General features: G+C 40.5%; 21 protein-coding genes. 14 read left to right on the top strand and 7 right to left on the bottom strand.

Translation table 11 applies throughout. The features are described 5' to 3' along the window. Window positions 1-418: 418 nt before the first annotated feature. The 4 genes from ACWXWT_RS08505 to gmk are packed head-to-tail and all read right to left on the bottom strand — an operon-like array spanning window position 419 to window position 3915. The gene (locus ACWXWT_RS08505) at window positions 419-802 is read right to left on the bottom strand and encodes a RidA family protein (protein WP_456041177.1); all 384 of its coding nucleotides are present in this window, start codon (window positions 800-802) and stop codon (window positions 419-421) included. Between the two features lie 28 nt (window positions 803-830). Next, complete coding sequence (gene spoT / locus ACWXWT_RS08500; RefSeq protein ID WP_456041176.1) at window positions 831-2939, bottom strand: bifunctional GTP diphosphokinase/guanosine-3',5'-bis pyrophosphate 3'-pyrophosphohydrolase; 2109 nt, start codon at window positions 2937-2939, stop codon at window positions 831-833. A gap of 13 nt (window positions 2940-2952) precedes the next feature. Beyond that, window positions 2953-3231, bottom strand: coding sequence for a DNA-directed RNA polymerase subunit omega (rpoZ, locus tag ACWXWT_RS08495; protein ID WP_456041175.1), 279 nt, complete (start codon window positions 3229-3231; stop codon window positions 2953-2955). A gap of 60 nt (window positions 3232-3291) precedes the next feature. Continuing rightward, complete coding sequence (gene gmk, locus ACWXWT_RS08490) at window positions 3292-3915, bottom strand: guanylate kinase (protein ID WP_456041174.1); 624 nt, start codon at window positions 3913-3915, stop codon at window positions 3292-3294. A 332-nt stretch (window positions 3916-4247) separates the two neighbouring features. Between gmk and ACWXWT_RS08485 the strand changes: the two genes are divergently transcribed. The 3 genes from ACWXWT_RS08485 to yjjG are packed head-to-tail and all read left to right on the top strand — an operon-like array spanning window position 4248 to window position 7274. Next, window positions 4248-5441 (top strand): hypothetical protein, encoded by a 1194-nt coding sequence (locus tag ACWXWT_RS08485; RefSeq protein WP_456041173.1) that lies wholly within the window; start codon window positions 4248-4250, stop codon window positions 5439-5441. A gap of 55 nt (window positions 5442-5496) precedes the next feature. Next, window positions 5497-6561, top strand: a complete 1065-nt coding sequence (locus ACWXWT_RS08480) for a phosphotransferase enzyme family protein (RefSeq protein WP_456041172.1) — start codon at window positions 5497-5499, stop codon at window positions 6559-6561. Window positions 6562-6581: 20 nt separating this feature from the next. After that, window positions 6582-7274, top strand: a complete 693-nt coding sequence (gene yjjG / locus ACWXWT_RS08475) for a pyrimidine 5'-nucleotidase (RefSeq protein ID WP_456041171.1) — start codon at window positions 6582-6584, stop codon at window positions 7272-7274. A 78-nt stretch (window positions 7275-7352) separates the two neighbouring features. Here the strand turns inward: yjjG and ACWXWT_RS08470 are convergent, their stop codons facing one another. Further along, on the bottom strand, window positions 7353-9932 hold the full coding sequence (locus ACWXWT_RS08470; RefSeq protein ID WP_456041170.1) for a penicillin-binding protein 1A: 2580 nt from the start codon (window positions 9930-9932) through the stop codon (window positions 7353-7355). A 186-nt stretch (window positions 9933-10118) separates the two neighbouring features. Here ACWXWT_RS08470 and ACWXWT_RS08465 point away from each other — a divergent pair, with 186 nt between their 5' ends. The 9 genes from ACWXWT_RS08465 (at window position 10119) to ACWXWT_RS08425 (ending at window position 19298) form a co-directional block, all read left to right on the top strand. Continuing rightward, window positions 10119-11198 (top strand): pilus assembly protein PilM, encoded by a 1080-nt coding sequence (locus ACWXWT_RS08465; RefSeq protein ID WP_456041169.1) that lies wholly within the window; start codon window positions 10119-10121, stop codon window positions 11196-11198. Then, window positions 11186-11770 carry a PilN domain-containing protein gene (locus ACWXWT_RS08460; RefSeq protein WP_456041168.1) on the top strand — a complete coding sequence of 195 codons (585 nt, stop codon included), beginning with the start codon at window positions 11186-11188 and terminating at the stop codon, window positions 11768-11770. Before ACWXWT_RS08465 ends, ACWXWT_RS08460 begins: the two co-directional genes overlap by 13 nt. Further along, window positions 11767-12384: a type 4a pilus biogenesis protein PilO gene (locus ACWXWT_RS08455; protein WP_456041167.1), complete on the top strand. Its 618-nt coding sequence runs from the start codon at window positions 11767-11769 to the stop codon at window positions 12382-12384. The genes ACWXWT_RS08460 and ACWXWT_RS08455 overlap by 4 nt, the downstream gene beginning before the upstream one ends. Continuing rightward, window positions 12384-12902 (top strand): pilus assembly protein PilP, encoded by a 519-nt coding sequence (locus ACWXWT_RS08450; RefSeq protein ID WP_456041166.1) that lies wholly within the window; start codon window positions 12384-12386, stop codon window positions 12900-12902. Before ACWXWT_RS08455 ends, ACWXWT_RS08450 begins: the two co-directional genes overlap by 1 nt. Window positions 12903-12923: 21 nt before the next feature. Next, complete coding sequence (gene pilQ / locus ACWXWT_RS08445) at window positions 12924-14972, top strand: type IV pilus secretin PilQ (protein ID WP_456041165.1); 2049 nt, start codon at window positions 12924-12926, stop codon at window positions 14970-14972. A gap of 310 nt (window positions 14973-15282) precedes the next feature. Then, complete coding sequence (aroK, locus tag ACWXWT_RS08440; RefSeq protein WP_456041164.1) at window positions 15283-15798, top strand: shikimate kinase AroK; 516 nt, start codon at window positions 15283-15285, stop codon at window positions 15796-15798. Window positions 15799-15806: 8 nt separating this feature from the next. After that, window positions 15807-16883, top strand: a complete 1077-nt coding sequence (gene aroB / locus ACWXWT_RS08435; RefSeq protein ID WP_456041163.1) for a 3-dehydroquinate synthase — start codon at window positions 15807-15809, stop codon at window positions 16881-16883. A gap of 42 nt (window positions 16884-16925) precedes the next feature. Further along, on the top strand, window positions 16926-18329 hold the full coding sequence (locus tag ACWXWT_RS08430) for an AAA family ATPase (RefSeq protein ID WP_456041162.1): 1404 nt from the start codon (window positions 16926-16928) through the stop codon (window positions 18327-18329). Between the two features lie 132 nt (window positions 18330-18461). Then, complete coding sequence (locus tag ACWXWT_RS08425) at window positions 18462-19298, top strand: Dam family site-specific DNA-(adenine-N6)-methyltransferase (RefSeq protein WP_456041161.1); 837 nt, start codon at window positions 18462-18464, stop codon at window positions 19296-19298. A 32-nt stretch (window positions 19299-19330) separates the two neighbouring features. Here ACWXWT_RS08425 and ACWXWT_RS08420 read toward each other — a convergent pair whose 3' ends face one another. Both ACWXWT_RS08420 and ACWXWT_RS08415 read right to left on the bottom strand, forming a co-directional pair. Further along, window positions 19331-19510 (bottom strand): DUF2970 domain-containing protein, encoded by a 180-nt coding sequence (locus tag ACWXWT_RS08420; RefSeq protein WP_456041160.1) that lies wholly within the window; start codon window positions 19508-19510, stop codon window positions 19331-19333. Next, window positions 19510-19887, bottom strand: coding sequence for a hypothetical protein (locus tag ACWXWT_RS08415; RefSeq protein ID WP_456041159.1), 378 nt, complete (start codon window positions 19885-19887; stop codon window positions 19510-19512). The genes ACWXWT_RS08420 and ACWXWT_RS08415 overlap by 1 nt, the downstream gene beginning before the upstream one ends. A gap of 267 nt (window positions 19888-20154) precedes the next feature. Between ACWXWT_RS08415 and rpe the strand changes: the two genes are divergently transcribed. Next, entirely contained in the window at window positions 20155-20826 is a 672-nt protein-coding gene (gene rpe / locus ACWXWT_RS08410; RefSeq protein ID WP_456041158.1) for a ribulose-phosphate 3-epimerase, read from the top strand. A gap of 27 nt (window positions 20827-20853) precedes the next feature. Further along, window positions 20854-21543 (top strand): phosphoglycolate phosphatase, encoded by a 690-nt coding sequence (locus tag ACWXWT_RS08405; protein WP_456041157.1) that lies wholly within the window; start codon window positions 20854-20856, stop codon window positions 21541-21543. Window positions 21544-21577 lie beyond the last annotated feature (34 nt).

Here is a 21577-nt window from a genome sequence, read left to right as displayed (position 1 = left end):
TGATCTTTCAGCGGGAGTTCAAAGTGCTGTAGGCAAGGCAGATGATTGAAGCGAATAGTGATCCTCGGTAACAAGCTCCTGCGTTACTCTACCTCCAGCATCTGACCGCCATGGATGGTGGGAATGTCTTATTTTTTATGAAAAAAAATAGACCATGCAGTCGTATTTTGAAAGCATCTAACGAGGCATAAAGGACTTTTAAACCCTCCAGAATGGCGTCTCTCAGGTATTCCACTTCTGTGTTACATCGATTTAAAAGGGAACAACCATTTCTACATCAATGTGCCTTGCATTGAAAAACCTGAGAGACTCTGAACTGACCAGATATTTAATGAGATTGGTATAAATACTCTACAGTGGAAAACGAACAGATAATAAAAAAGGCGCTCTAGGCGCCTTTAAAAAATCACAGTTTTGACTAAATTTCCATGATCCCGTCCATTTCAACCAATGATCCTTTTGGTAACTCTTTGACGCCAATGGCGGCGCGAGCAGGATACGGTTGTTGGAAATAACGGCTCATTATTTCATTTACTGTGGCGAAATAAGACAGATCGGTCAGGAAGATATTTAATTTTACAATATCGCTCATTTTTCCTCCTGCAGCGTCACATACAGCAGTTAAATTTTCGAACACTTGGACGACTTGCTCAGCAAAGTCATCGCTTACCATGGTCATGGTTTTTGGATCTAAAGGGATCTGACCTGAAAGGTAAACGGTATTGCCAACTTTAACCGCTTGTGAATAAGTCCCAATTGCTTGTGGGGCTCTGTCGGTTGCGATGATAATTTTTTCAGCCATGTTGTGCTCTCTTTATTGTTATCAGTAATTAACGGTTACGAGAAGTACGTAAGACTTCAGGTAATACGCGGATCCGACGCATAACGTTTGCAAGATGGACGCGATCTTTAACTGAAATGCGTAAATTAATCAAATACACACGGCCATCACGCTCTTCGGTGCTGAGGTTATGAATATTTGAGCCCGCAGAGGCGATAATTGAGGTGATTTTGGCAAGCGCACCTTGATGGTTAACAATTTCAACGCGAAGGTTAGCTTGGTATTCTGCGCCTTCAACATTATCCCAGTGCACCGATATGTACTTGTCTGGTTCACCTTGATAACCACGAATATTGGCACAACTTTCCATATGCACGACTAAGCCTTTTCCTGGGCTTACATGGGCGATGACTGCATCACCAGGAATTGGGCGACAGCAATTGGCGTAAGTGACCAACATACCTTCGGCACCCCGAATGGGCATTTGTGGTTTTTCTTTATTGCTATCTTGCGAATCAAACTGCTCACCTACCAAGCGCTGGGCAATCACAATGCTCATGGCATTGCCCAAGCCAATATCTGCTAGCAGCGAGTCTAAAGATGTGTGTTTGGTTTCTTTGATCACTTTCTCAAGTAATTCGGCAGGAATGGTTTCAAGCTTTGTATCGCCTAAGGCATGGTTTAATAAACGCTTACCTAATGCGATAGCGTTATCGCCTTTAAGACTCTTTAATACCTGACGAATTTTACCACGAGCTTTACCCGTTACGACAAAGTTGAGCCATGCAGCATTAGGACGAGCACCTTTAGCGGTAATAATTTCAACTGTTTGCCCCGAGATTAGCGGTTGGCTCAGCGGATATGCTTGACGGTTAACTTTAGCGCCGACACAGGTATTACCTACATCGGTATGCACTTCGTAAGCAAAGTCGATGGCGGTGGCATTAACGGGTAATTCTAAAATGCGCCCTTCTGGGGTAAACACATAAATTTCTTCAGGGAATAGCTCTGTTTTAACGTTTTCAACAAATTCAAATGAGCTGCTTGCGCTCTGTTGTAACTCAAGCAAGCTTTGCATCCATTTATGAGCACGAACTTGGGTCGTATTTTGTTGAGCCGCTTCGGTGTTATTCTTGTACATCCAATGTGCAGCGACACCTTTGTCAGCCATTTGATCCATTTCTTCGGTGCGAATTTGCACTTCAACAGGAACGGCATGAGGGCCAAATAATGAAGTATGTAGCGACTGATATCCGTTAGCTTTTGGTATGGCGATGTAATCTTTAAAGCGTCCAGGGCGAGGTTTATATAAACCATGCATAGCCCCTAAAACGCGATAACACGTATCAATAGAGTCAACAATTACGCGAAATGCGTATATATCCATAACCTCTTGGAATTGCAGCTCTTTGCTACGCATTTTACGATAAATTGAATACAGGTTTTTCTCTCTACCTTTTACTGTGGCTGGAACTCCAGCTTCTTCAAGGCGGGATTCAATGGCAACCTCGATACTTTTTATTAGTTCTTTACGATTCCCGCGAGCGGCTTTGACAACCTCACGGATCACTCTATGTCGCATCGGGTAATAGGCTTGAAAACCTAAGTCTTCAAGCTCGATTTTGATATTATGAATACCTAATCGGTTGGCAATTGGGGCGTAAATTTCTAAGGTTTCGCGCGCAATACGTCGACGTTTATCAGGCCGAAGAGCACCTAATGTCCGCATGTTATGGGTTCGGTCTGCCAATTTAATGAGAATAACTCGAATATCTTGAGTCATCGCCATCATCATTTTGCGGAAGTTTTCCGCTTGGGCTTCTTTTTTGTCGCGAAACTTAATTTTGTCTAGCTTTGATACACCTTCTACGAGTTCTGCCACTGTAATTCCAAACAACTCAGTGAGTTCTTCTTTGGTGACAGGGGTATCTTCGATGGTGTCATGAAGCAAGGCAGCCATAAGCGACTCGTGGTCGAGGCGCATGTCTGCCAAGATGCGGCTAACCGCAACTGGATGGGTAATGTAAGGCTCGCCACTTGTGCGCATTTGCCCTTCGTGGGCATCACGCGCAACCAAATAGGCCTGCTTGAGTAATTCTACTTGATCCGGCTCTAAATAGCTGGATGCTGACTCTTTTAGACCTTCAAACAGATACAAGTGGCGCTACTCCTTATAAAACGTGGCCTTCTGCAATGGCTGCGACAGCGGCAATTTCAGCTGCTTCACGTTCACGGACAGTTTGGCGCTCATCAGCATCTAAAGTATTTGAGGTGACTAAACCTAATTCGATTTCACGTAATGCGATAACCGTTGGCTTATCATTCATCTCATCAACCATAGGGTCTTTACCTTGAACGGCAATTTGGCGTGCACGACGCGCTGCAACCAGGATCATATCAAAACGGTTGCCGATTTTATTTACGGCGTCTTCTACAGTTACGCGAGCCATGTGTTGAAACTCCAGTGTTATCTAAGGGAAAAAATGACGCAAAATTGTACACTATGACAATTAATCTGCCAAGAGATCAACAAGCATATCATTGTGAGCATGCTGCTGACTAGCACAGGTTAATCGTTGGCTACGAATAATTGCCGTTAAATCGGCTAATGCGCTATCAAAATCTTCATTTACAATCACGAATTCATACTGAGTGTAATGTGACATTTCAGAAACGGCTTGTGCCATACGTGAAGCAATTACGTCTTGGCTGTCTTGACCTCGGCCTGTCAATCGGCGCTCAAGCTCGGCTTTTGAAGGCGGTAAAATAAATACCCCAATAGTGTCGGGCATTAATTTTTTAACTTGTTCGCCGCCTTGCCAATCAATGTCAAGAAACACATCGATACCTTTTTCTAAGGTGTGTTCAATGACACTTTTGGAGGTGCCATAAAAATTACCAAAGACTTCAGCCCACTCAATAAACGCATTTTGTGCAATTAATGCTTTAAATTGCTCAACGGTAACAAAATGGTAATGTTGTCCATCGACTTCGCCGGGGCGAGGTTTACGGGTTGTATGCGACACAGAAACCTGTTTATCGCTGGGTTTATCTTTTAACAGTGCAGAGATAAGTGATGATTTACCTGCGCCACTAGGGGCTGACACAATAAAAAGATTTCCACGAGTGCTCATAAATAGGGTTTCTCATCCGATTATTCATTAAGAAAGCTTAATATTATACTCGTTAACAGTAGGGTTATGCTAGCGCAATCATAGAGATTGGTGATGTGTGTTACGTGTCGTAAATGGATAATAATCTGGTTCGAATGTGCCACATAGTAGAGAGAATAAAAATGTCATCCAAAACCTAGGTTGGATCTGGCTTTATAGGATAATTTCTGTAGGCTTTGCGCTATTAATAATGCTTGTTAGTTTTGGTTACGAAAACCATGTAATACCAGCGAAGCGGTATCGACAAATTCTGATATTTAGCGAGCTGTTTTGTAAATAAATAGGAATGATTGATGTTTGTGAAAACCCTGTTGTGCCGAGACGGTCGTGACTCTGGCTTAAGGTTAATGGCAATAATATTAGCTGCATTTTTACTGCTAACTATTGCTGCTATTGTGTTTCCTGCGAGTTTATTAAATTTGTTTATAACCTTAATGGTCATGCCTATTGTGGGCTTGTCAGCTATACGACGCTTAAATGATGCTAATAAATCAATTGTGGCAGCGATAGCGTGCGTTGTACCTGTATTGCTTTTTGGTATTTCAACTTACTTTATAGCGCCTTTAGGTGTGCTTGCTGGCATTTTCTTATTTGGTCTAGCGTGTGGTGGTTATTTTGCTTTTTTACCGACAAAAAATTCAATTAACTATGTGCAAGGCTATAACGGACCCAATATGGTGCAGGTCTCGCATTCTGGTTCTGTCCACAATCGTCAAGAACCTGTGATAAAAGGCCTTGTTACGCCGACTTATGCAGAGTCTGAAAACGAGGATGTGTTTATTGCCTCCCATTCTGTTGATGTCGATAAGCATCCATTACATCAATCGAATAAGCACATAGATCAAATTGATAACACTGAGCCTGCGGCATCAACTCGTTATCAACCCCTGTATGTCGATCAGGATGCACTACAATCAGGGTCGATTACTGAGCTTGCTAAATCTTGGCTTAATGTGGCTAAGTTGCATCATGTAAAGCTGATTTTTTTAGGTAAAATAATCGTGGCGTTATGCGTTGTCAGTGTGGTGGTGTATTTGATTTTTACCTTAATCAATGTTTTTTCTAGTGATGATGTAGAGCAAAATAAGCCAACTGCAATCGTGGATACCGAGCAGAAAGTTAATGTACGACAGATGGTTAAGTTACCAGATGGTTTTTGGTTAGCCCTAGAAGATAATATTCTTATTGTGAGATGGTTAGGCGATCGAGGTGATGCACAGCAATTGTGGAGTTTAGCGACCGCAAAAGGCGATAAAACCTGTAGCAACCTGGAGTTTAATGATGGGAGTCGCTACCGACCCATCGCAGTGGACTTATTGCAGGATGGCGCTACTGAAGCTCGATTCACGCCATTGGATATGCATGCCATAGTGAATAATGTCGCTCTTAGAGGCAGCTTTAAGTTGTGTGGTTATGATTTTAGTTTAAAAGGTAGTCAAGCGACCTTAATGCAAAACCCCAAATTTGAAACCATATTGAGTCAGTAATTAATACAAGAATAATGAGTAGGTTTTAGATAAATATAATGTCGGAGTTGTTTGATTGATTAATTTTATTCGCAAAAATATATTGCCTCAGTTTGGTTTTAGCGGCCTGCATAGTTCGCTTGATGCATTAGGCAATGGGCATATCAATGATACTTTTTTAGTGAATGAAAAATCGAAATCGATGGTTCTGCAACGTATTAATACTCAAATATTTACTGAGCCGAAACTCATCATTCAAAATGCTGCAATTATTAGTCAGCATTTACTCACTAAATGCCAACAACAATATCCATTACAGGTCGTTTGTCCTATCGCCACTATGTCTGGGGCGTTGTATTTGGATTGTGCAGAGCAAGGGTTTTGGCGAGCAATAGATTATTTACCCTTTAGCGATACGGTGGAAGTTGTTAATACAGCAGATCAAGCGGTATTGGCGGCTAAGGCTTTTGGGCACTTCGCCGCCGCATTGAGCGATTTACCACCCAGTCATATTGTTGATGTTATCCCTAATTTCTTGAACTTACCTCAGCGTATTACTCAGTTGTTAGATGCACAGGTAAATGATACCCAAGGCCGATTGACCCATTGTAGAAAATGGGTGGATTTGTGTTTAACACAAACAGAGCTATTGGCGACACTGGTAAAATATGAAGCCGATTTACCTGTTCGAATATGTCATAATGATACTAAAATCAATAATATGCTTTTTGATAAACGAAATGGTTCCAGCTTAGCGATTATAGATTTAGATACCTGTATGAATGGCTATTTGATGTATGACTTTGGCGACATGGTGCGTGCTTTTTGTTCTCCAGAGCCTGAAGATTCGATCAATTTAGCCAATGTGTATGCACGGCCTGAGATTATTGAAGCTGCTGTTAGTGGCTATATTGAACCCCTTAAAGACATTATTACCCCCCTCGAAAAACACAGTTTGTGGTTAGGTATTAAAGTGATGTCATTAATGTTGGGTACACGTTTTTTAACTGATTATTTAAATGGCGATGTTTATTTTGGAGTGAACTATCAAAACCATAATCTTGATCGTGGTATTAACCAATTAACGATTTATCAAAGTCTGCTAAAACAAGAAAAACAGCTACTCCCATTATTTATTTGAAAAAAATAAGGACTGAGTTCATGCCAAATATGCTCAATAAATATCAATGGATTTTATTTGATGCGGATGAAACATTATTTCATTTCGATGCTTTTGCGGGGTTAAAGTTAATGTTTTCGCGTTTCGATGTTGATTTTAACATCGATGACTTTACTGTTTATCAGCAAGTGAATAAACCATTATGGGTCGATTACCAGAAAGGTTTAATCAGTGCTACGCATTTACAACATACTCGCTTTACCCACTGGGCCAATAAACTGTCTGTTACGCCGCAACATTTAAACAGCTTATTTCTGACGGCCATGGCCGATATCTGTGAGCCGTTACCTGGGGCTAGAACATTAATTAACTCATTAAGCGGTAAGGTAAACCTTGGTATTATTACTAATGGTTTTACTGAGTTACAAAGTGTGCGTTTGAGCCGTACAGGTTTTCAAGATGCCTTTGACCCAGTGGTGATTTCTGAGCAATTAGGTAAAGCTAAACCCGATGTTGCTATTTTTGACCATGCTTTTAGCTTAATGGGAATGCCCGAAAAGCAACATGTACTGATGGTGGGGGATACCCTTCATTCTGATATTTTGGGGGGGATAAATGCTGGCGTTGACACTTGTTGGCTAAATCACCACGGCGAACCCGTGACTGATGATATTTTGCCCAGTTATCAAGTGCGTAATTTAACGGAGTTGCATCAATTATTGATGCCAGAATAACGTTTATTTTTCAAATTATTTCACCAGTAGAAAGCCATTCAAGTGAACGGCTTTCTAGCTTGTGAAATCGTATCGCTTTTACTGAAATAGGTCTTCAGCAGCGTTATCGATAAAGATGTCACCACTTTGCTGGGTTTCGGTGACATATTCTTTCGGTTCTGTGCCTTCAATAAAATATTCAAACTCGGTGGTGTAGTCGGTTTTTCGGGTTAACTTACCTGTCGCTAAATCAATTCGAGCAGAGACAATACCTTTAGGTGGTATTACCGATGCCTCGGCTGTTCCTGCAAGCGCTTTATTCATAAAGTCATTCCATCCCGGTCCTGCGGTTTTTGCGCCTGCTTCTGCACCAGATATTTGATCCGGTTCGCCATTAGCCATCCAACTCGAGCGACCAAGTTGACGACCGTGATCATCGAAACCAACCCAGAATGTAGCCGTTAACGTAGGGTTAAAACCACTGAACCAAGTATCACGAGACTCGTTTGTGGTACCTGTCTTACCGGCAATATCATGACGCTTAATGAGTTTAGCTGCCCGCCATGCAGTGCCGTTCCATCCAGTACCATGGCTCCAATCTCCTCCGCCCCAAATAACACTCTTTAGCGCTTCAGTAATCAAAAATGCCGTTTGTTCAGAAATAACTTGTTTGGCAAAATGTGCTTTAGGGTTACTGCAAATGTTCTGTTCAACGGAAATTGCAACATCTGCAGCATCTACAGTTGCTGTTGATGACGTGACATTTTGTGGTGATATATCGGAGGCCATATCAGCAAATGGATCTGTCACGGTTATAGGATTTTCAATTGTTAAATCAGGTTTATTACAGGCAATGGCAGGAATGGTCTGCTCAATAATGTTGTCGTATGAGTCGGTAACACGATCAATAAAATAAGGTTCAACCAGAAATCCACCATTGGCAAAAGTGTTAAATGCCGTGGCAACTTGTAGCGGCGTCACTGAAGGTGAGCCAAGTGCTAATGATTCATTTCGAGGTAAATCACTTGGGTCAAAACCAAACTGTTGTAATTTTTTGATGGTGTCATCCAAACCGGTATGACGCATTGCCCTGACTGACATGACGTTAATAGATTGAGCTAACCCAACTCGTAAACGTGTTGGCCCACCATAGATATCAGGCGAGTTTTTAGGGCGCCATGCCGTACCTTGGCGGGTATCTGGCTTATTAATGGGGGCGTTATTAATCAGTGTTGCCAATGTGTAGCCCTTTTCTAATGCTGCTGCATATATAAAAGGCTTAATATTGGAACCTAATTGGCGTTTAGCTTGGATCACTCGATTAAATTGACTTTGACTAAAACTAAATCCTCCGACTAATGTTTTAATCGCACCATCATGCGGTTCAAGTGAAACGGTTGCGCTAGATACTTGTGGAATTTGTGATAATTGCCAATGTTTACCATTATGGCGGATCCACACTTGTTGGCCCGCTGTGAGTATTTCAGCGGCTTGTTTAGGAGGTAAGCTTTGACGTTTATCGCTAATAAATCTCCGTGCCCATTTTAACCCTTGCCACTCGAGAGTTATCAGTTTGCCCTTTTCATCGATGACTTGTGCTTGTTGATCTTTTACGCTTATCACTGCTGCGGGGATAATGCCTTGAATAGAAGGTGTGCGTTTTAAAACAGCTGTAATATCTTCATTACTTATCGGTGTATCAGTCCATAACTCAGCCACTGCACCACGATAACCGTGGCGTTGATCATAAGCAAAAACGTTATCTCTTAATGACTCCTGCGCCATCAACTGTAAGTCCGATGATATCGTCGTATAGACGTTGTAACCGTTGGTATAGGCTGCTTCTTCACCGTATTTCTGGATCATATAATCCCGTGCCATTTCTGATATATATGGCGCATATAAATCGATTTCAGCACCATGATATTTCGCGGTAGAGGGACTATTAATTGCAACTTGATACTCTGCTTGAGTAATATTACGTTTTTCAAGCATACGGCTCAGCACCCAGTTGCGGCGAGATATCGCGCGTTCTGGATTTCTAATTGGATTGGCAGCAGACGGTGCTTGTGGTAAGCCGGCAATCATTGCCATTTCAGGTAATGTAAGTTGGCTTAATTCTTTACCATAATAAACTTGAGAAGCGGCCCCGACACCGTAGGCGCGATTACCTAAAAACGAACGATTTAAATAAAGCGTTAAAATTTCTTTTTTGGTGAGTGCTTTTTCAATTTTAAGAGCAAGAAAGATTTCCTTAATCTTACGGATGTAAGTTTTCTCATTTGATAAGAAAAATCCTCGTGCAACCTGCTGAGTGATAGTACTTGCACCTTGACTCTTTTTCCCCGTGGTTACCAAAATAATTGCCGCACGGATGATTCCGATTGGATCGATACCGTTATGTTCAAAAAAACGTGCATCTTCTGTATCCAGCACCGCATTAATTAACTGAACGGGAACGTCTTCATATTCAACGGGTATACGACGTTTCTCACCAAATTGAGAAATAAGTTTGCCATCACGGCTATAAATACGCAGAGGAGTTTGTAATTGGACTGTTTTTAGTGAATTAACATCAGGTAAGTCTGGCAGCACATAAAAGTAAGCAGCGGCTATAGCGCCAATGCCAAGTAGTGATAGGCTAAAAAATGCGATCACGAAACGTTTAAACCACTTCACTCGTCAATTCCAGTAAAATTAAAAATAGTGTCGCTAGTATATAAGCGGGAGAGTTTTTGGTGAAGTAAAACATGAAATAACTAAATTGTATTTGTAAAATGCTGAAACATTTTATCCAAATACTTATAACGAGTTGATTATGTGCTAATCTCTTAGAAAATAAAAATAGATATGTGATGACGAACTATGCTTTCAAAGTTATGGAAGCGTCAAGCACCTCAAATGGTCGGGATTGATATTGGATCCCATGAAATAAAAGCCATATTGTTGAGCAAGACTGCGGATGGATACAAAATTCAGAATCATGCTGCAGTGCCTGTTAGAAAGGGCGCTGTGGTCGATCATGATATTCGTGATTCTGAAGCCGTAATTGAATCTTTAAGACAGATTAAACGAGGGCTATCTAAGTCGGTTAAATTTGCGTCAGTTGCGGTTTCTGGTTCCGCTGTAATGACCAAGGTTATTTATATGGATACTTCATTAAATGAAGAGGAAATGGAAGCGCAAATTGAAATTGAAGCAGACAATCTTATTCCTTATTCACTCGATGAAGTCAGTATTGATTTTGAAAGACTAAAACCGAATATTACAGACCCCACAAAAGTCGATGTGCTACTTAGTGCGTGTCGAACCGAGAATATTGATTCCCGTGTAGACGCTTTAGATGCCATAGAGCTTGATGTCAAAGTTGTTGATGTAGAAGCTTATGCTCTCGGGCGTTCAGCTGAATTAATTTACGGTCAATTACCCGATGATGCCACTCAAAAATCAATTGCAATGGTCGATATTGGCGCCAACATGACCACTTTCTCTGTTGTTGAGCACGGTGAGACGACATTTATACGTGAACAAGCTTTCGGTGGCGAGTTATTTACCCAATCAATTTTATCCTTTTATGGTATGCCTCATGATGAGGCTGAACGCGCAAAAATTACAGGCCAACTTCCGCGAAATTATATGTTTGAAGTGTTATCACCGTTTCAGATGCAATTGCTGCAACAAATTAAGCGGACACTACAAATATACTGCACAGCCAGCGGGCGAGAAAAAGTCGATTATATTGTGTTGTGTGGTGGTACCGCTAAGTTAGAAGGAATGGTTGAGCTGCTTAGTAACGAATTAAATACGCACACTATTATTGCCGACCCTTTTCAGGGTTGTTTGAATGCAGATGATGTGATGAAAAGTCAGCTACAGCCTAATATCAGTAAATATATGGTGGCATGTGGTCTTGCGCTAAGGAGTTATGCTCAATGGCGAACATAAATTTATTACCTTGGCGTGAAGAAGCAAGAGAAAAGCAAAAGCGCGATTATATCGGCATTTTAGCGTTAGTTTTTTTAGTAACATCATTAGCGATATATTTATTCTTAGGTTTTTTAGAAGTTGTGATAGATGACCAACGTCAACGCAATGAATACCTTGTTTCAGAAATCCGCTTACTTGATATCCAAATTACAGAAATCAAGAAAGTGACTGAACGTAAAAAAGATATTGAGCGTCGAACTGAAATTATTCTTAATTTACAGCAGTCGCGTAATTTGCCGACTCATGTTTTAGATGAACTCGTTCGAGTCGTACCTCCTGGTATTTATCTCTCAAGTATAGAGAAAAAGGGGAGTGTGTTATTGATTGATGGGCGAAGCGAATCAAATAACAACGTCGCCAATATGATGAGAAAAGTGAAAGCATCGTCTTATCTTAATGACCCGAGCATGCAATCTATTGTGACGCAAAATGAAGAGTTAAGACAATTACAGCGTTTTAAATTACGTGTCACAATACGTGATGATTCATATCTTATGGATGTTGATGCGACCCAAGGAGCGAGAAAATGAATCTCGACCTAGATCAATTTAACGATATTGATTTTGATAATATTGGTGGTTGGCCCAAGTTAGTTAAAGTTGTGTTTGCTGCTTTTCTATCTTTGTGTGTTATTGGCGCCAGTTATTACCTGTTTATTTCAGATGCAGTGGCAAAGATGGAATCTGAACAGCAGAAAGAAATTCAATTGCGGGACGATTTTGAGACTAAATACCGTTTAGCGTCTAACCTTAAGCTATATCGTGAACAACTTGGTGTGATGGAAGTGCAATTTGCTGAGTTACTTAAAATGCTGCCGTCTGAAAATGAAATGCCTGGTTTGTTAGACGATCTTACTTTTGTGGCGACAGATGCGGGACTGAGAATTAACAGTTTAGATTGGGATAATGAAATTGAGCGTGATTTTTATATTGAATTTCCAATAAAGATGTCCGTTGTAGGTAATTATCATCAAATGGGGAATATGGTTAGTGGCGTAGCAAAATTACCCCGTATTGTCAGTTTGCATGACTTTGTTATTAAGCAAAATGATGCCGGTGGGTTATCGATGGATATTCTCGCTAAAACCTATCGTTTTAAGGAAGGGGCTGAATTAACAGACCAAAACAATAAGGGGAAAAAATAATGAAATTTTTGCCTTTATTGCTATTGATGATGTTTTTATTGAGTGGTTGTATTGGTGAACGTGGCGATTTGGAACTATTTGTTACCACGACAAAGGCGCAACATGTTGCCCGTATTCCGCCATTAAAACAAACTCCAAAATTTGAACATTTTGCTTATCAAGCAGAACTCATGCGCAGCCCGTTTGTTCCTCCATCAAGAGAATTGACAGAGGAAGTGATTGATACTTCGAAAGATTGTTTACAACCAGATTTGAAGCGGCGTAAAGGCCGTTTAGAAACTTATGCATTAGATAATTTACGGATGCGTGGGACACTGAGTGACGGTGATACCATTTGGGCTTTAGTCGAATCGAGTGATGCCAATGTTTATCGCATGGGTGTGGGAGAGTATTTAGGGCTTTATCATGGCCGAATTGCTAAAGTAACACCGCAATTTATCGAAATTATAGAATTAATCCCCGATGGTTCTGGTTGTTGGTCTGAAAGATCCAGCAATTTAGAATTATCAGGAAAATAACGTGCGAAGGATGAGGGAATAATGGAATCTTCTGCCGCGATGAAAAAAGCAATAACAGGGTTACTATTTAGTAGAGCATTTTTAGGTGCCGTATTATTTATTGGTTTAGCACCTAGTGCGATAGCTGCAAATCGCCTTATGGACGTTAAATACCATTCAATGGTTGATCATCAATTAGAATTAGAATTAATTTTTGAATCATCAATCACTTCCCCATCGGTTAATTTATCAGCAGATCCAGCAGAGATTATTTTGAGTTTCTCTGACACGATATCTAACTTAAATAAAGACAATATTCCGGTCAATGTTGTAGGCGTGCAAAAGTTAACTACACAACAACAAGGTGGCGATTTAGATATTGTCGTTGCCATGAACAAAGTAAAACCTTACCAGGGTAAAATTGTTGATAATAGCTACCGATTAACTATAAATGATTCTGTCGCAGGACCTGTACAAGCAAATAATCCATTTGTGAATAGTATTAGCAGTATTGATTTTCGCCGCAATAAAACCGGTGGAGGCGAAATATTATTTAATCTTAGCAATCGCTCTGTTGCCGCCAATGTTGAACAAGTCGGTTCAAAACTGGAAATAAAACTGTATAACACAGATATTGGCAATGATTTACTTTACGTTATGGACGTACAAGACTTTGCCACACCAGTGAATAGTTTTGAAACCTTTAAAGATGATTTAACTGCGCGTATTTTGGTTGATATTGATGGTAATTATGATTACAACTATCGCCAAGACGGTAATATATTTAAAGTCAGTGTTGATAAAGTGGAAAGAGTGTCTGTAACAAAAGATGCTAAGAAATATAATGGCCGCTCATTATCATTAAATTTCCAAAAAATTTCAGTACGTACCGTATTGCAAATTATTGCAGATTATAACAACTTTAACCTTGTTACGAGTGATACCGTAGAAGGTGAAATCACCTTACGTTTAGATGATGTACCTTGGGACCAAGCGCTAGATCTTATTTTGCAAACCAAAGGTCTCGATAAGCGTATTGAGGGCAATATCTTAATGGTGGCGCCCAGTGAAGAGCTGGCTATTCGTGAAAGTAATGATCTTAAAAATCGTCAAGAAGTAAAAGAATTAGCTCCGCTATATTCTGAATACTTACAAATCAACTATGCTAAGGCCGTGGATATTGCAGAGTTACTTAAAACGACCGATTCAACGTTATTATCATCGCGCGGCAGCGTTGCAGTGGACGAGCGTACAAATACTTTATTAGTAAAAGACACCGCTGAGATTTTAGGTAATGTACACCGTTTAATTGAAGTGCTTGATATTCCAATTAAACAAGTACTCATTGAAGCTCGAATGGTGACCGTTAAAGACGATGTCAGTGAAGATTTAGGGGTTCGTTGGGGGATAACCGATCAGCAAGGGTCTAAGGGCACATCGGGCACTATTGATGGCGCAACCAGCATTGCTAATGGTGTTATTCCAAGCATTGACGACCGCCTCAACGTTAATTTACCTGCCGCAGCGAGTTCGGCTACCAGCATCGCTTTTCATGTCGCCAAACTAGCCGATGGCACTATTCTTGACTTAGAGTTAAGTGCACTTGAACAAGAAAATAAAGGCGAAATTATCGCAAGTCCACGTATTACCACATCTAATCAAAAGTCGGCATATATTGAGCAAGGGGTGGAAATTCCATACGTTGAGTCGGCATCAAGTGGTGCAACAACCGTGACATTTAAAAAAGCGGTATTATCGTTACGTGTCACGCCGCAAATCACCCCAGATGACCGTGTTATCCTTGATCTTGAAATTACTCAAGACTCTCAAGGAACAACCGTCGCTACAGCAACAGGTGAAGCCGTTGCAATTGATACTCAACGTATCGGGACGCAAGTGCTGGTTGATAATGGTGAGACAATTGTTCTTGGTGGTATTTACCAGCAAAATTTAATCAGTCGTGTAAGTAAGGTGCCAATATTGGGTGATATCCCCTTAGTTGGCTTCTTATTTAGAAACTCGACCGATACAAATGAGCGCCAAGAACTGTTAATTTTCGTTACGCCTAAGATTGTGACAGAAAAGTTATAATAAAAAGCGTTGCGATAACATTCAAATAAACCAGCTATTTTTTAGCTGGTTTATTATTTTATAATATTGTTATATATCACTTAATTTATATTTTGCAGCTGTATTTCAATAGTTTAATCAAGGGGTTTTTACTTTGAAAAAATCATGAATAATAATAAAATCATTATAAATAGCTGTGATGGCTTGCAAGCGATAGCCCTTAACTGAGATAATCCTCCGTCAAGTCTCATTAGAGCAAGGTTAAATTATAGGTCGGCTTGAGTTTAAGTCGATAAGGCATTCTTCCATATAAGATTCAGACGTATACGAAATGGCTGAAAAACGTAATATTTTTCTGGTAGGCCCTATGGGCGCAGGTAAAAGCACAATTGGTCGCCATCTGGCACAAATGCTGCATTTAGATTTCCACGATTCAGATCACGAGATTGAACAACGTACCGGAGCAGATATTGCCTGGGTGTTCGATGTTGAAGGTGAAGAAGGCTTCCGTCGTCGTGAAGCTCAAGTCATCGCTGATCTTTCAGAAAGGCAAGGTATCGTTCTCGCAACAGGTGGTGGTTCTGTTCAGAGTAAAGATATCCGTAACTATCTTTCTGCTCGAGGTATAGTGGTTTACTTAGAAACAACAATCGACAAGCAAGTTGCGCGTACTCAGCGTGATAAGCGTCGCCCGTTGTTACAAGTAGATGATCCACGTGAAGTGCTCGAAAGCTTAGCGGAGGTCCGTAATCCTTTATATGAGGAAATTGCGGATGTTATCGTTAAGACAGATGAGCAAAGCGCGAAAATCGTCGCAAACCAAATTATCGAGCAACTAGGCTTTTAGGTAACAACATGCAACAAATTCAGGTTCAATTAGGTGATAGAAGTTACCCCATTTATATTGGCCAGGATTTGATGAATGATAGTGAGTTATTGACTCGCTACCTAACAAACAAAAAAGCCTTAATTGTTTCAAATGACACCATTGCTCCGTTGTATCTTACAAAGATACAACAAGCGATGAGCGTTTGCGCGCGCATTGAAACGGTTATTTTGCCGGATGGCGAAAAATTTAAAGATTTACAACATCTAGATCGTATTTTTACTGGGTTACTTGAGCATAATTTTGCTCGAGACTCAGTCTTAGTCGCACTAGGTGGTGGTGTTGTTGGTGATATGACCGGTTTTGCTGCTGCGTGTTATCAGCGTGGAATTGATTTTATTCAAATACCAACGACATTGTTGTCCCAAGTTGATTCTTCTGTAGGGGGGAAAACGGCAGTCAATCATCCACTTGGGAAAAATATGATAGGCGCATTTTATCAACCTAAATCAGTAATTATTGATACGCTTTGCTTGAAGACATTACCTGCAAATGAGTTTGCCGCAGGTATGGCTGAAGTCATTAAGTACGGTATAATTTGGGATGCTGATTTTTTTCAATGGCTTGAAGAAAACGTTGAGGCATTGAAGTCGCTTCAAACCGACGCGTTAACCTATGCGATTGCAAAATGTTGCCAAATTAAAGCTGATGTTGTTGAGCAAGATGAAACTGAACAAGGTGTAAGAGCATTATTAAACCTTGGGCATACCTTCGGGCACGCGATTGAAGCGGAAATGGGCTACGGTGTTTGGTTGCATGGTGAAGCCGTTGCTGCAGGGACGGTGCTTGCTGCGCAAACAGCATACAAGCTTAATTTGTTAGATGAGCAAAGTGTCGAACGTATATGTCAGCTGATGCTCGCGTTTGATTTGCCGATAACGGCTCCTGAGTCGATGGGCTTTGAGCAGTTTATCAAGCATATGCGCCGCGATAAAAAAGTATTAGGGGGCAAAATCCGCTTAGTATTACCGACTAGCATAGGGCAAGCTGATGTCTTTAGTGAGGTAAGTGAAGACTTACTGCAACAGGTCATTAACTGCGAATAACGTTATTACTATGCTACATATCAATTATAGTGTGGTGAATCATTGACGACTCCAGGACTATTGTTACTTCCTACCCAAGAAGCGCTGGTTCAGCGTTTACAGCATATTGCTAGTTATAGTGAACAGCTGTTGGTTATTTGTGGTGGCGATGGTTCGGGTAAGTCAACACTCACTGCGGCATTAGCAAGTGAGTTAGATGACTATAATTCAGCGTTAATTATTTGTCCTCAACATGTAGACAGTGCTGAAATCCGCCGCAAAATTTTAGTTCAGTTAATCTCAGCTCCCATTTTTGATGACGAACGCCCTTTAATGGATACCGTTCTCAGAGTCCAATCGAGTTTAAAAAAGCCGTTGCATATCATTATTGATGACGCACATTTGTTGCCAAAAGATATTTGGGCTGAATGCATTCTATTGAGTCAAATATACTGTGCTGGAAAACCTGTGGCCGTCACTATGACAGTTACTCCCCGTTTTTGGCATACCTTAGTGGCTGATTTAACAGATGATACACGGGCCAAGTTACTGCCTGTTACCATTGAGCCTTTATCTATTCCTGAACGTGATGGTTTGTACCAGAGCTTGCTACTTAGGAGTAAACAAACCCCATTTATTCCACGTGAAATTATCCACAAACAATTAGAGAAACAACAGGGCACACCTGCGGAGGTTGTTAAGCTATTAGCGTTAGCATTAGAAGAGCCGCACTCCGAAAAAAATGCATGGCCTTTGTCTATTAAGTTGTTGGCAATGTCGATTTGCCTATTGGTGTGTATTGCCGTTGGGGTTTTCATTAGCATGCAATTTCCTGTGCCCGTTTCAATATCACCTGCACCAACATTAACGGCAGAACAAGCAGGTGTGCGTGAAAAAGCACAGCAATTTCTCTCTCTTTATGCAGACAATAACTTGAAGGATTACTTTGCTAAACGACAACTAAATTTTATAAAGTCAGACGCCAGTGAACAAGCGAAGGTATTGATTAAAGATCAAATATCACCAGACATTCCTATCGTAGAGCAAACCTCACCAGAAAAGACTAATACTCCAGCCGCAGACAACTACACTGACATTAGCGTCAGTTCGTCATTGGCGGGCTTGTCTGTCCAAGCAAGCCAACCCAAAGCGCAAGTGAACAAAGTAAGTCAACCCAGCGAGCTTATTGAGCGCGATAATACTCCTAACGTGAAAGCGAAAGGATTTACTTTGCAACTAGCAAGCGTTAATGACAAAGCCTCGCTGGTTCCTATTTTAGCTAAACTGGCGCAAGAGTCACAGATTTACATCATGAGTGACAAGCAACGCTATGTATTATTTTTAGGGGATTTTGATAGCGCGACAGCTGCTAATGCAAAAGCTAAAAATCTTCAGAATCAATATGGTTTAGCTGCTCCTTGGGTAAGAAAATGGGCTGATTTAAGTGATTATAAGCAACAAGATTAATCATATTATATCTGTCTAACTATCAGCCAATAATATGAAATATCAACATAATTAATCTGCTTTATCCGATGATAATTTTTGTTAAACAGAGTACAATCATCAGCTTTAATTTTGCTGGCATATTTCTTATTCATGACAAAAAAGCATAGAGCCTTTCTTAAATGGGCGGGCGGTAAATACAAACTCGTCGATGAGCTAGCAAAATACCTTCCAGCGGGAAATCGACTGATTGAGCCTTTCGTTGGGGCGGGTTCGGTATTCCTCAATACGCAATTTGATGATTATTTATTGTGTGATATTAACCAAGACTTAATTAATCTATATCAAATTGTTCAACAAAAGCCTGAAGAATATATTCAAGCGGCAAAGGCGATGTTTGTCGATGAGATGAATGACAAAGATGCTTATTATCGTGTGAGGGCTGAATTCAATCTGTGCCGTGATCCTTTTATTCGGTCAGTCTATTTTTTATACATGAATCGTCATGGGTTTAACGGCTTATGCCGATATAACCGCAAAGGCGGTTTTAACGTACCATTTGGTTCGTATAAAAAGCCGTATTTCCCAGAAGCTGAAATTCGTTATTTTTCATTAAAAGCGCAAAAAGCGACTTTTAAATGTATTAGCTATGAACAAGCTTTTGAGATGGCGAATAACGGTGACGTTATTTATTGTGATCCACCTTATGCGCCGTTATCAACAACCGCCAGTTTTACCACTTATGCCGGTCCTGGTTTTAGCTTAGATGATCAAGCATTACTTGCTCGCCACTCGCGGCTAATTGCCCATGAACGTAACATTCCTGTGTTAATCAGTAATCATGATATTCCGTTAACGCGTGAATTATATCGAGGTGCATCTTTTTCAACTATTTCGGTGCAACGAAATATCAGTCAAAAGGGCAGTTCTCGTAATAAAGTCGATGAAATAATGGCCTTATACGATCATCATTATCGAGAAGAAGAATAGTGTTGTAACAATGGATGTATAATGAGTGAAGATTAACTTAATACTTGATTAACAATCAAAATTAATCCGAATACTAATGCAATAGCAAGAAGGACCCCCATAATAATAAATGGCAATGGGGACTGAGTTTGAAAATCTTTCTGACGATTTTGCTCTGTTTGCACACCAAAGAAGGCTGCAACAGTGCTACTAAATACACGCCAAATAGACATTAGCGAGATATCTGATTTGGGCTGCTAGAGGTAGGCATACCGTTTAATGGTTTCTCTTTATGCCCGTGGATCAGCTCAATTAAATCAATAAAGTGAAATTGGCTTGAGCGGCTATTTCCCGTTACCCAATTACCCCAACTGACATCGTTTGCTTGTTCTGCACAACGGTTAGAAGGGTGACTGCTTGGTAAGTTGGCATTATAGTTATTGGTGCTATTGCACACGCAGGCTTTACTTTCGGCAGAATTACTTTCCGTAACCATTAATACTTGGCTTAATAATAATGCTAAAGCAGACGTTGCGAATACAGCATAAACGGGTGCAGGCAATAACTTGCCTTCACGATTTAACAGTTTGCGTAGTAAGTGCTTAACCATAATGGTCGCCTATCTGTGGTTTATACTCTATTGATGCAACAGACAAATATATCTGCAGTTGGATCACTAAGATAACAACATTTTCGATTATAGCAAAATAGCTTAGTTATTGAACACTTGTTTATGGGTAAATAGTAACAGATCCGACTTCTGCTCTAGTTTTTGATTAAAATGCGCTTATAAATGGCATATTTCCTTTGTGAGACTAGAGGCTTGCTGCAGCAAAGGGTAAAATGTCGTCACTTAGATCTGCCAATAGAGAAGATTATGCGCCCATTTTTAATAGCACCATCAATTTTGTCCGCCGATTTTGCCCGTTTAGGTGACGATGTTAAAGCCGTATTAGATGCGGGTTCGGATGTTGTTCATTTTGATGTGATGGACAATCACTATGTTCCTAATTTAACCATTGGCCCAATGGTATGCACGGCGTTACGTCAATACGGCATCACTGCAGACATTGATGTGCATTTAATGGTAAAACCGGTTGATCGCATTATTCCTGACTTTGCTAAAGCAGGCGCTTCTATTATTACTTTTCATCCAGAAGCTTCCGAACATGTTGATCGCACATTGCAGCTGATTAAAGAGTCGGGCTGTAAAGCTGGCTTAGTGTTTAATCCTGCTACGCCACTGCATTATTTAGATCATGTTATGGACAAGCTTGATGTCATTTTATTGATGTCTGTTAACCCAGGTTTTGGTGGACAATCGTTTATTCCACACACTTTGGAAAAGCTTCGTCAGGTTCGTGCGCTTATTGATGCCAGTGGTTTTGATATTCGCTTAGAAGTTGATGGTGGCGTGAAGGTTGATAATATTGCCGAAATTGCAGCAGCAGGTGCGGATATGTTTGTTGCTGGTTCGGCTATTTTTAATCAACCAGATTATAAAGTTGTTGTTGATCAAATGCGTGCAGAGCTCGCCACAGTATCATAATTTTTATTTGTATAAATGAGACTCAACATGAAGCAATGGTCAAATATTCGCGCAATCGCGTTTGATTTAGATGGCACACTCATTGACAGTGTGCCGGACTTAACTGCAGCCACTAATGCGACCTTAGCACAAAATCAATATCCACCAGTGACAGAAGCGCTAGTGCTAAGTTGGGTGGGTAATGGTGCGCAAGTGTTAATGCAGCGGGCACTCAGTTATGTGTCAGCCATGCCAGAAAACTCCCCAGAGTTGCAGACATTACTTGAGCAAACAATGCCGCAGTTTATGCATCATTATGGTGAGCATTTACAAAAACATAGCCGTTTGTACCCAGGAGTTTTAGCAACATTACAACAGTTAAAGCAAGCGGGTTTTAAACTGGCTATTGTGACCAATAAACCTTACCGTTTTACCGTGTCGTTATTAACCTCTTTTGGTCTCGACGGCCTGTTTTGCGAAGTACTCGGTGGTGATTCATTAGCCAAAATGAAACCCGATCCAATGCCATTACAGCATTTGCTTAAACAATGGCAATTGGATGAAGCACATTTACTGATGATTGGTGATTCAAAGAATGATATTTTAGCAGCCAAAGCCGCGAATGTTATGTCTATTGGCTTGACCTACGGATACAACTACGGCGAAGATATCGGTCTTAGCAATCCCAATGCAGTCTGCGAACACTTTACCGATATAAAGCAGTACTTACTTTCATAAAAATAGCAATTTAAAAGATAATCTGGAGCAATAA

Source organism: Shewanella sp. A22, from assembly GCF_053850585.1.
The sequence above is the reverse complement of the archived record's forward strand: the minus strand, read 5'-3'. Positions and strand labels throughout refer to the sequence as shown.

Coding starts and splice junctions, on each gene's coding strand:
- ACWXWT_RS08485 (WP_456041173.1), top strand. CDS start 4,248: ATGTTTGTGAAAACCCTGTTGTGCCGAGACGGTCGTGACTCTGGCTTA.
- rpe (WP_456041158.1), top strand. CDS start 20,155: ATGCGCCCATTTTTAATAGCACCATCAATTTTGTCCGCCGATTTTGCC.
- ACWXWT_RS08455 (WP_456041167.1), top strand. CDS start 11,767: ATGAATCTCGACCTAGATCAATTTAACGATATTGATTTTGATAATATT.
- ACWXWT_RS08405 (WP_456041157.1), top strand. CDS start 20,854: ATGAAGCAATGGTCAAATATTCGCGCAATCGCGTTTGATTTAGATGGC.
- gmk (WP_456041174.1), bottom strand. CDS start 3,915: ATGAGCACTCGTGGAAATCTTTTTATTGTGTCAGCCCCTAGTGGCGCA.
- aroB (WP_456041163.1), top strand. CDS start 15,807: ATGCAACAAATTCAGGTTCAATTAGGTGATAGAAGTTACCCCATTTAT.
- ACWXWT_RS08465 (WP_456041169.1), top strand. CDS start 10,119: ATGCTTTCAAAGTTATGGAAGCGTCAAGCACCTCAAATGGTCGGGATT.
- yjjG (WP_456041171.1), top strand. CDS start 6,582: ATGCCAAATATGCTCAATAAATATCAATGGATTTTATTTGATGCGGAT.
- ACWXWT_RS08415 (WP_456041159.1), bottom strand. CDS start 19,887: ATGGTTAAGCACTTACTACGCAAACTGTTAAATCGTGAAGGCAAGTTA.
- ACWXWT_RS08450 (WP_456041166.1), top strand. CDS start 12,384: ATGAAATTTTTGCCTTTATTGCTATTGATGATGTTTTTATTGAGTGGT.
- pilQ (WP_456041165.1), top strand. CDS start 12,924: ATGGAATCTTCTGCCGCGATGAAAAAAGCAATAACAGGGTTACTATTT.
- ACWXWT_RS08505 (WP_456041177.1), bottom strand. CDS start 802: ATGGCTGAAAAAATTATCATCGCAACCGACAGAGCCCCACAAGCAATT.
- rpoZ (WP_456041175.1), bottom strand. CDS start 3,231: ATGGCTCGCGTAACTGTAGAAGACGCCGTAAATAAAATCGGCAACCGT.
- ACWXWT_RS08460 (WP_456041168.1), top strand. CDS start 11,186: ATGGCGAACATAAATTTATTACCTTGGCGTGAAGAAGCAAGAGAAAAG.
- ACWXWT_RS08420 (WP_456041160.1), bottom strand. CDS start 19,510: ATGTCTATTTGGCGTGTATTTAGTAGCACTGTTGCAGCCTTCTTTGGT.
- ACWXWT_RS08425 (WP_456041161.1), top strand. CDS start 18,462: ATGACAAAAAAGCATAGAGCCTTTCTTAAATGGGCGGGCGGTAAATAC.
- aroK (WP_456041164.1), top strand. CDS start 15,283: ATGGCTGAAAAACGTAATATTTTTCTGGTAGGCCCTATGGGCGCAGGT.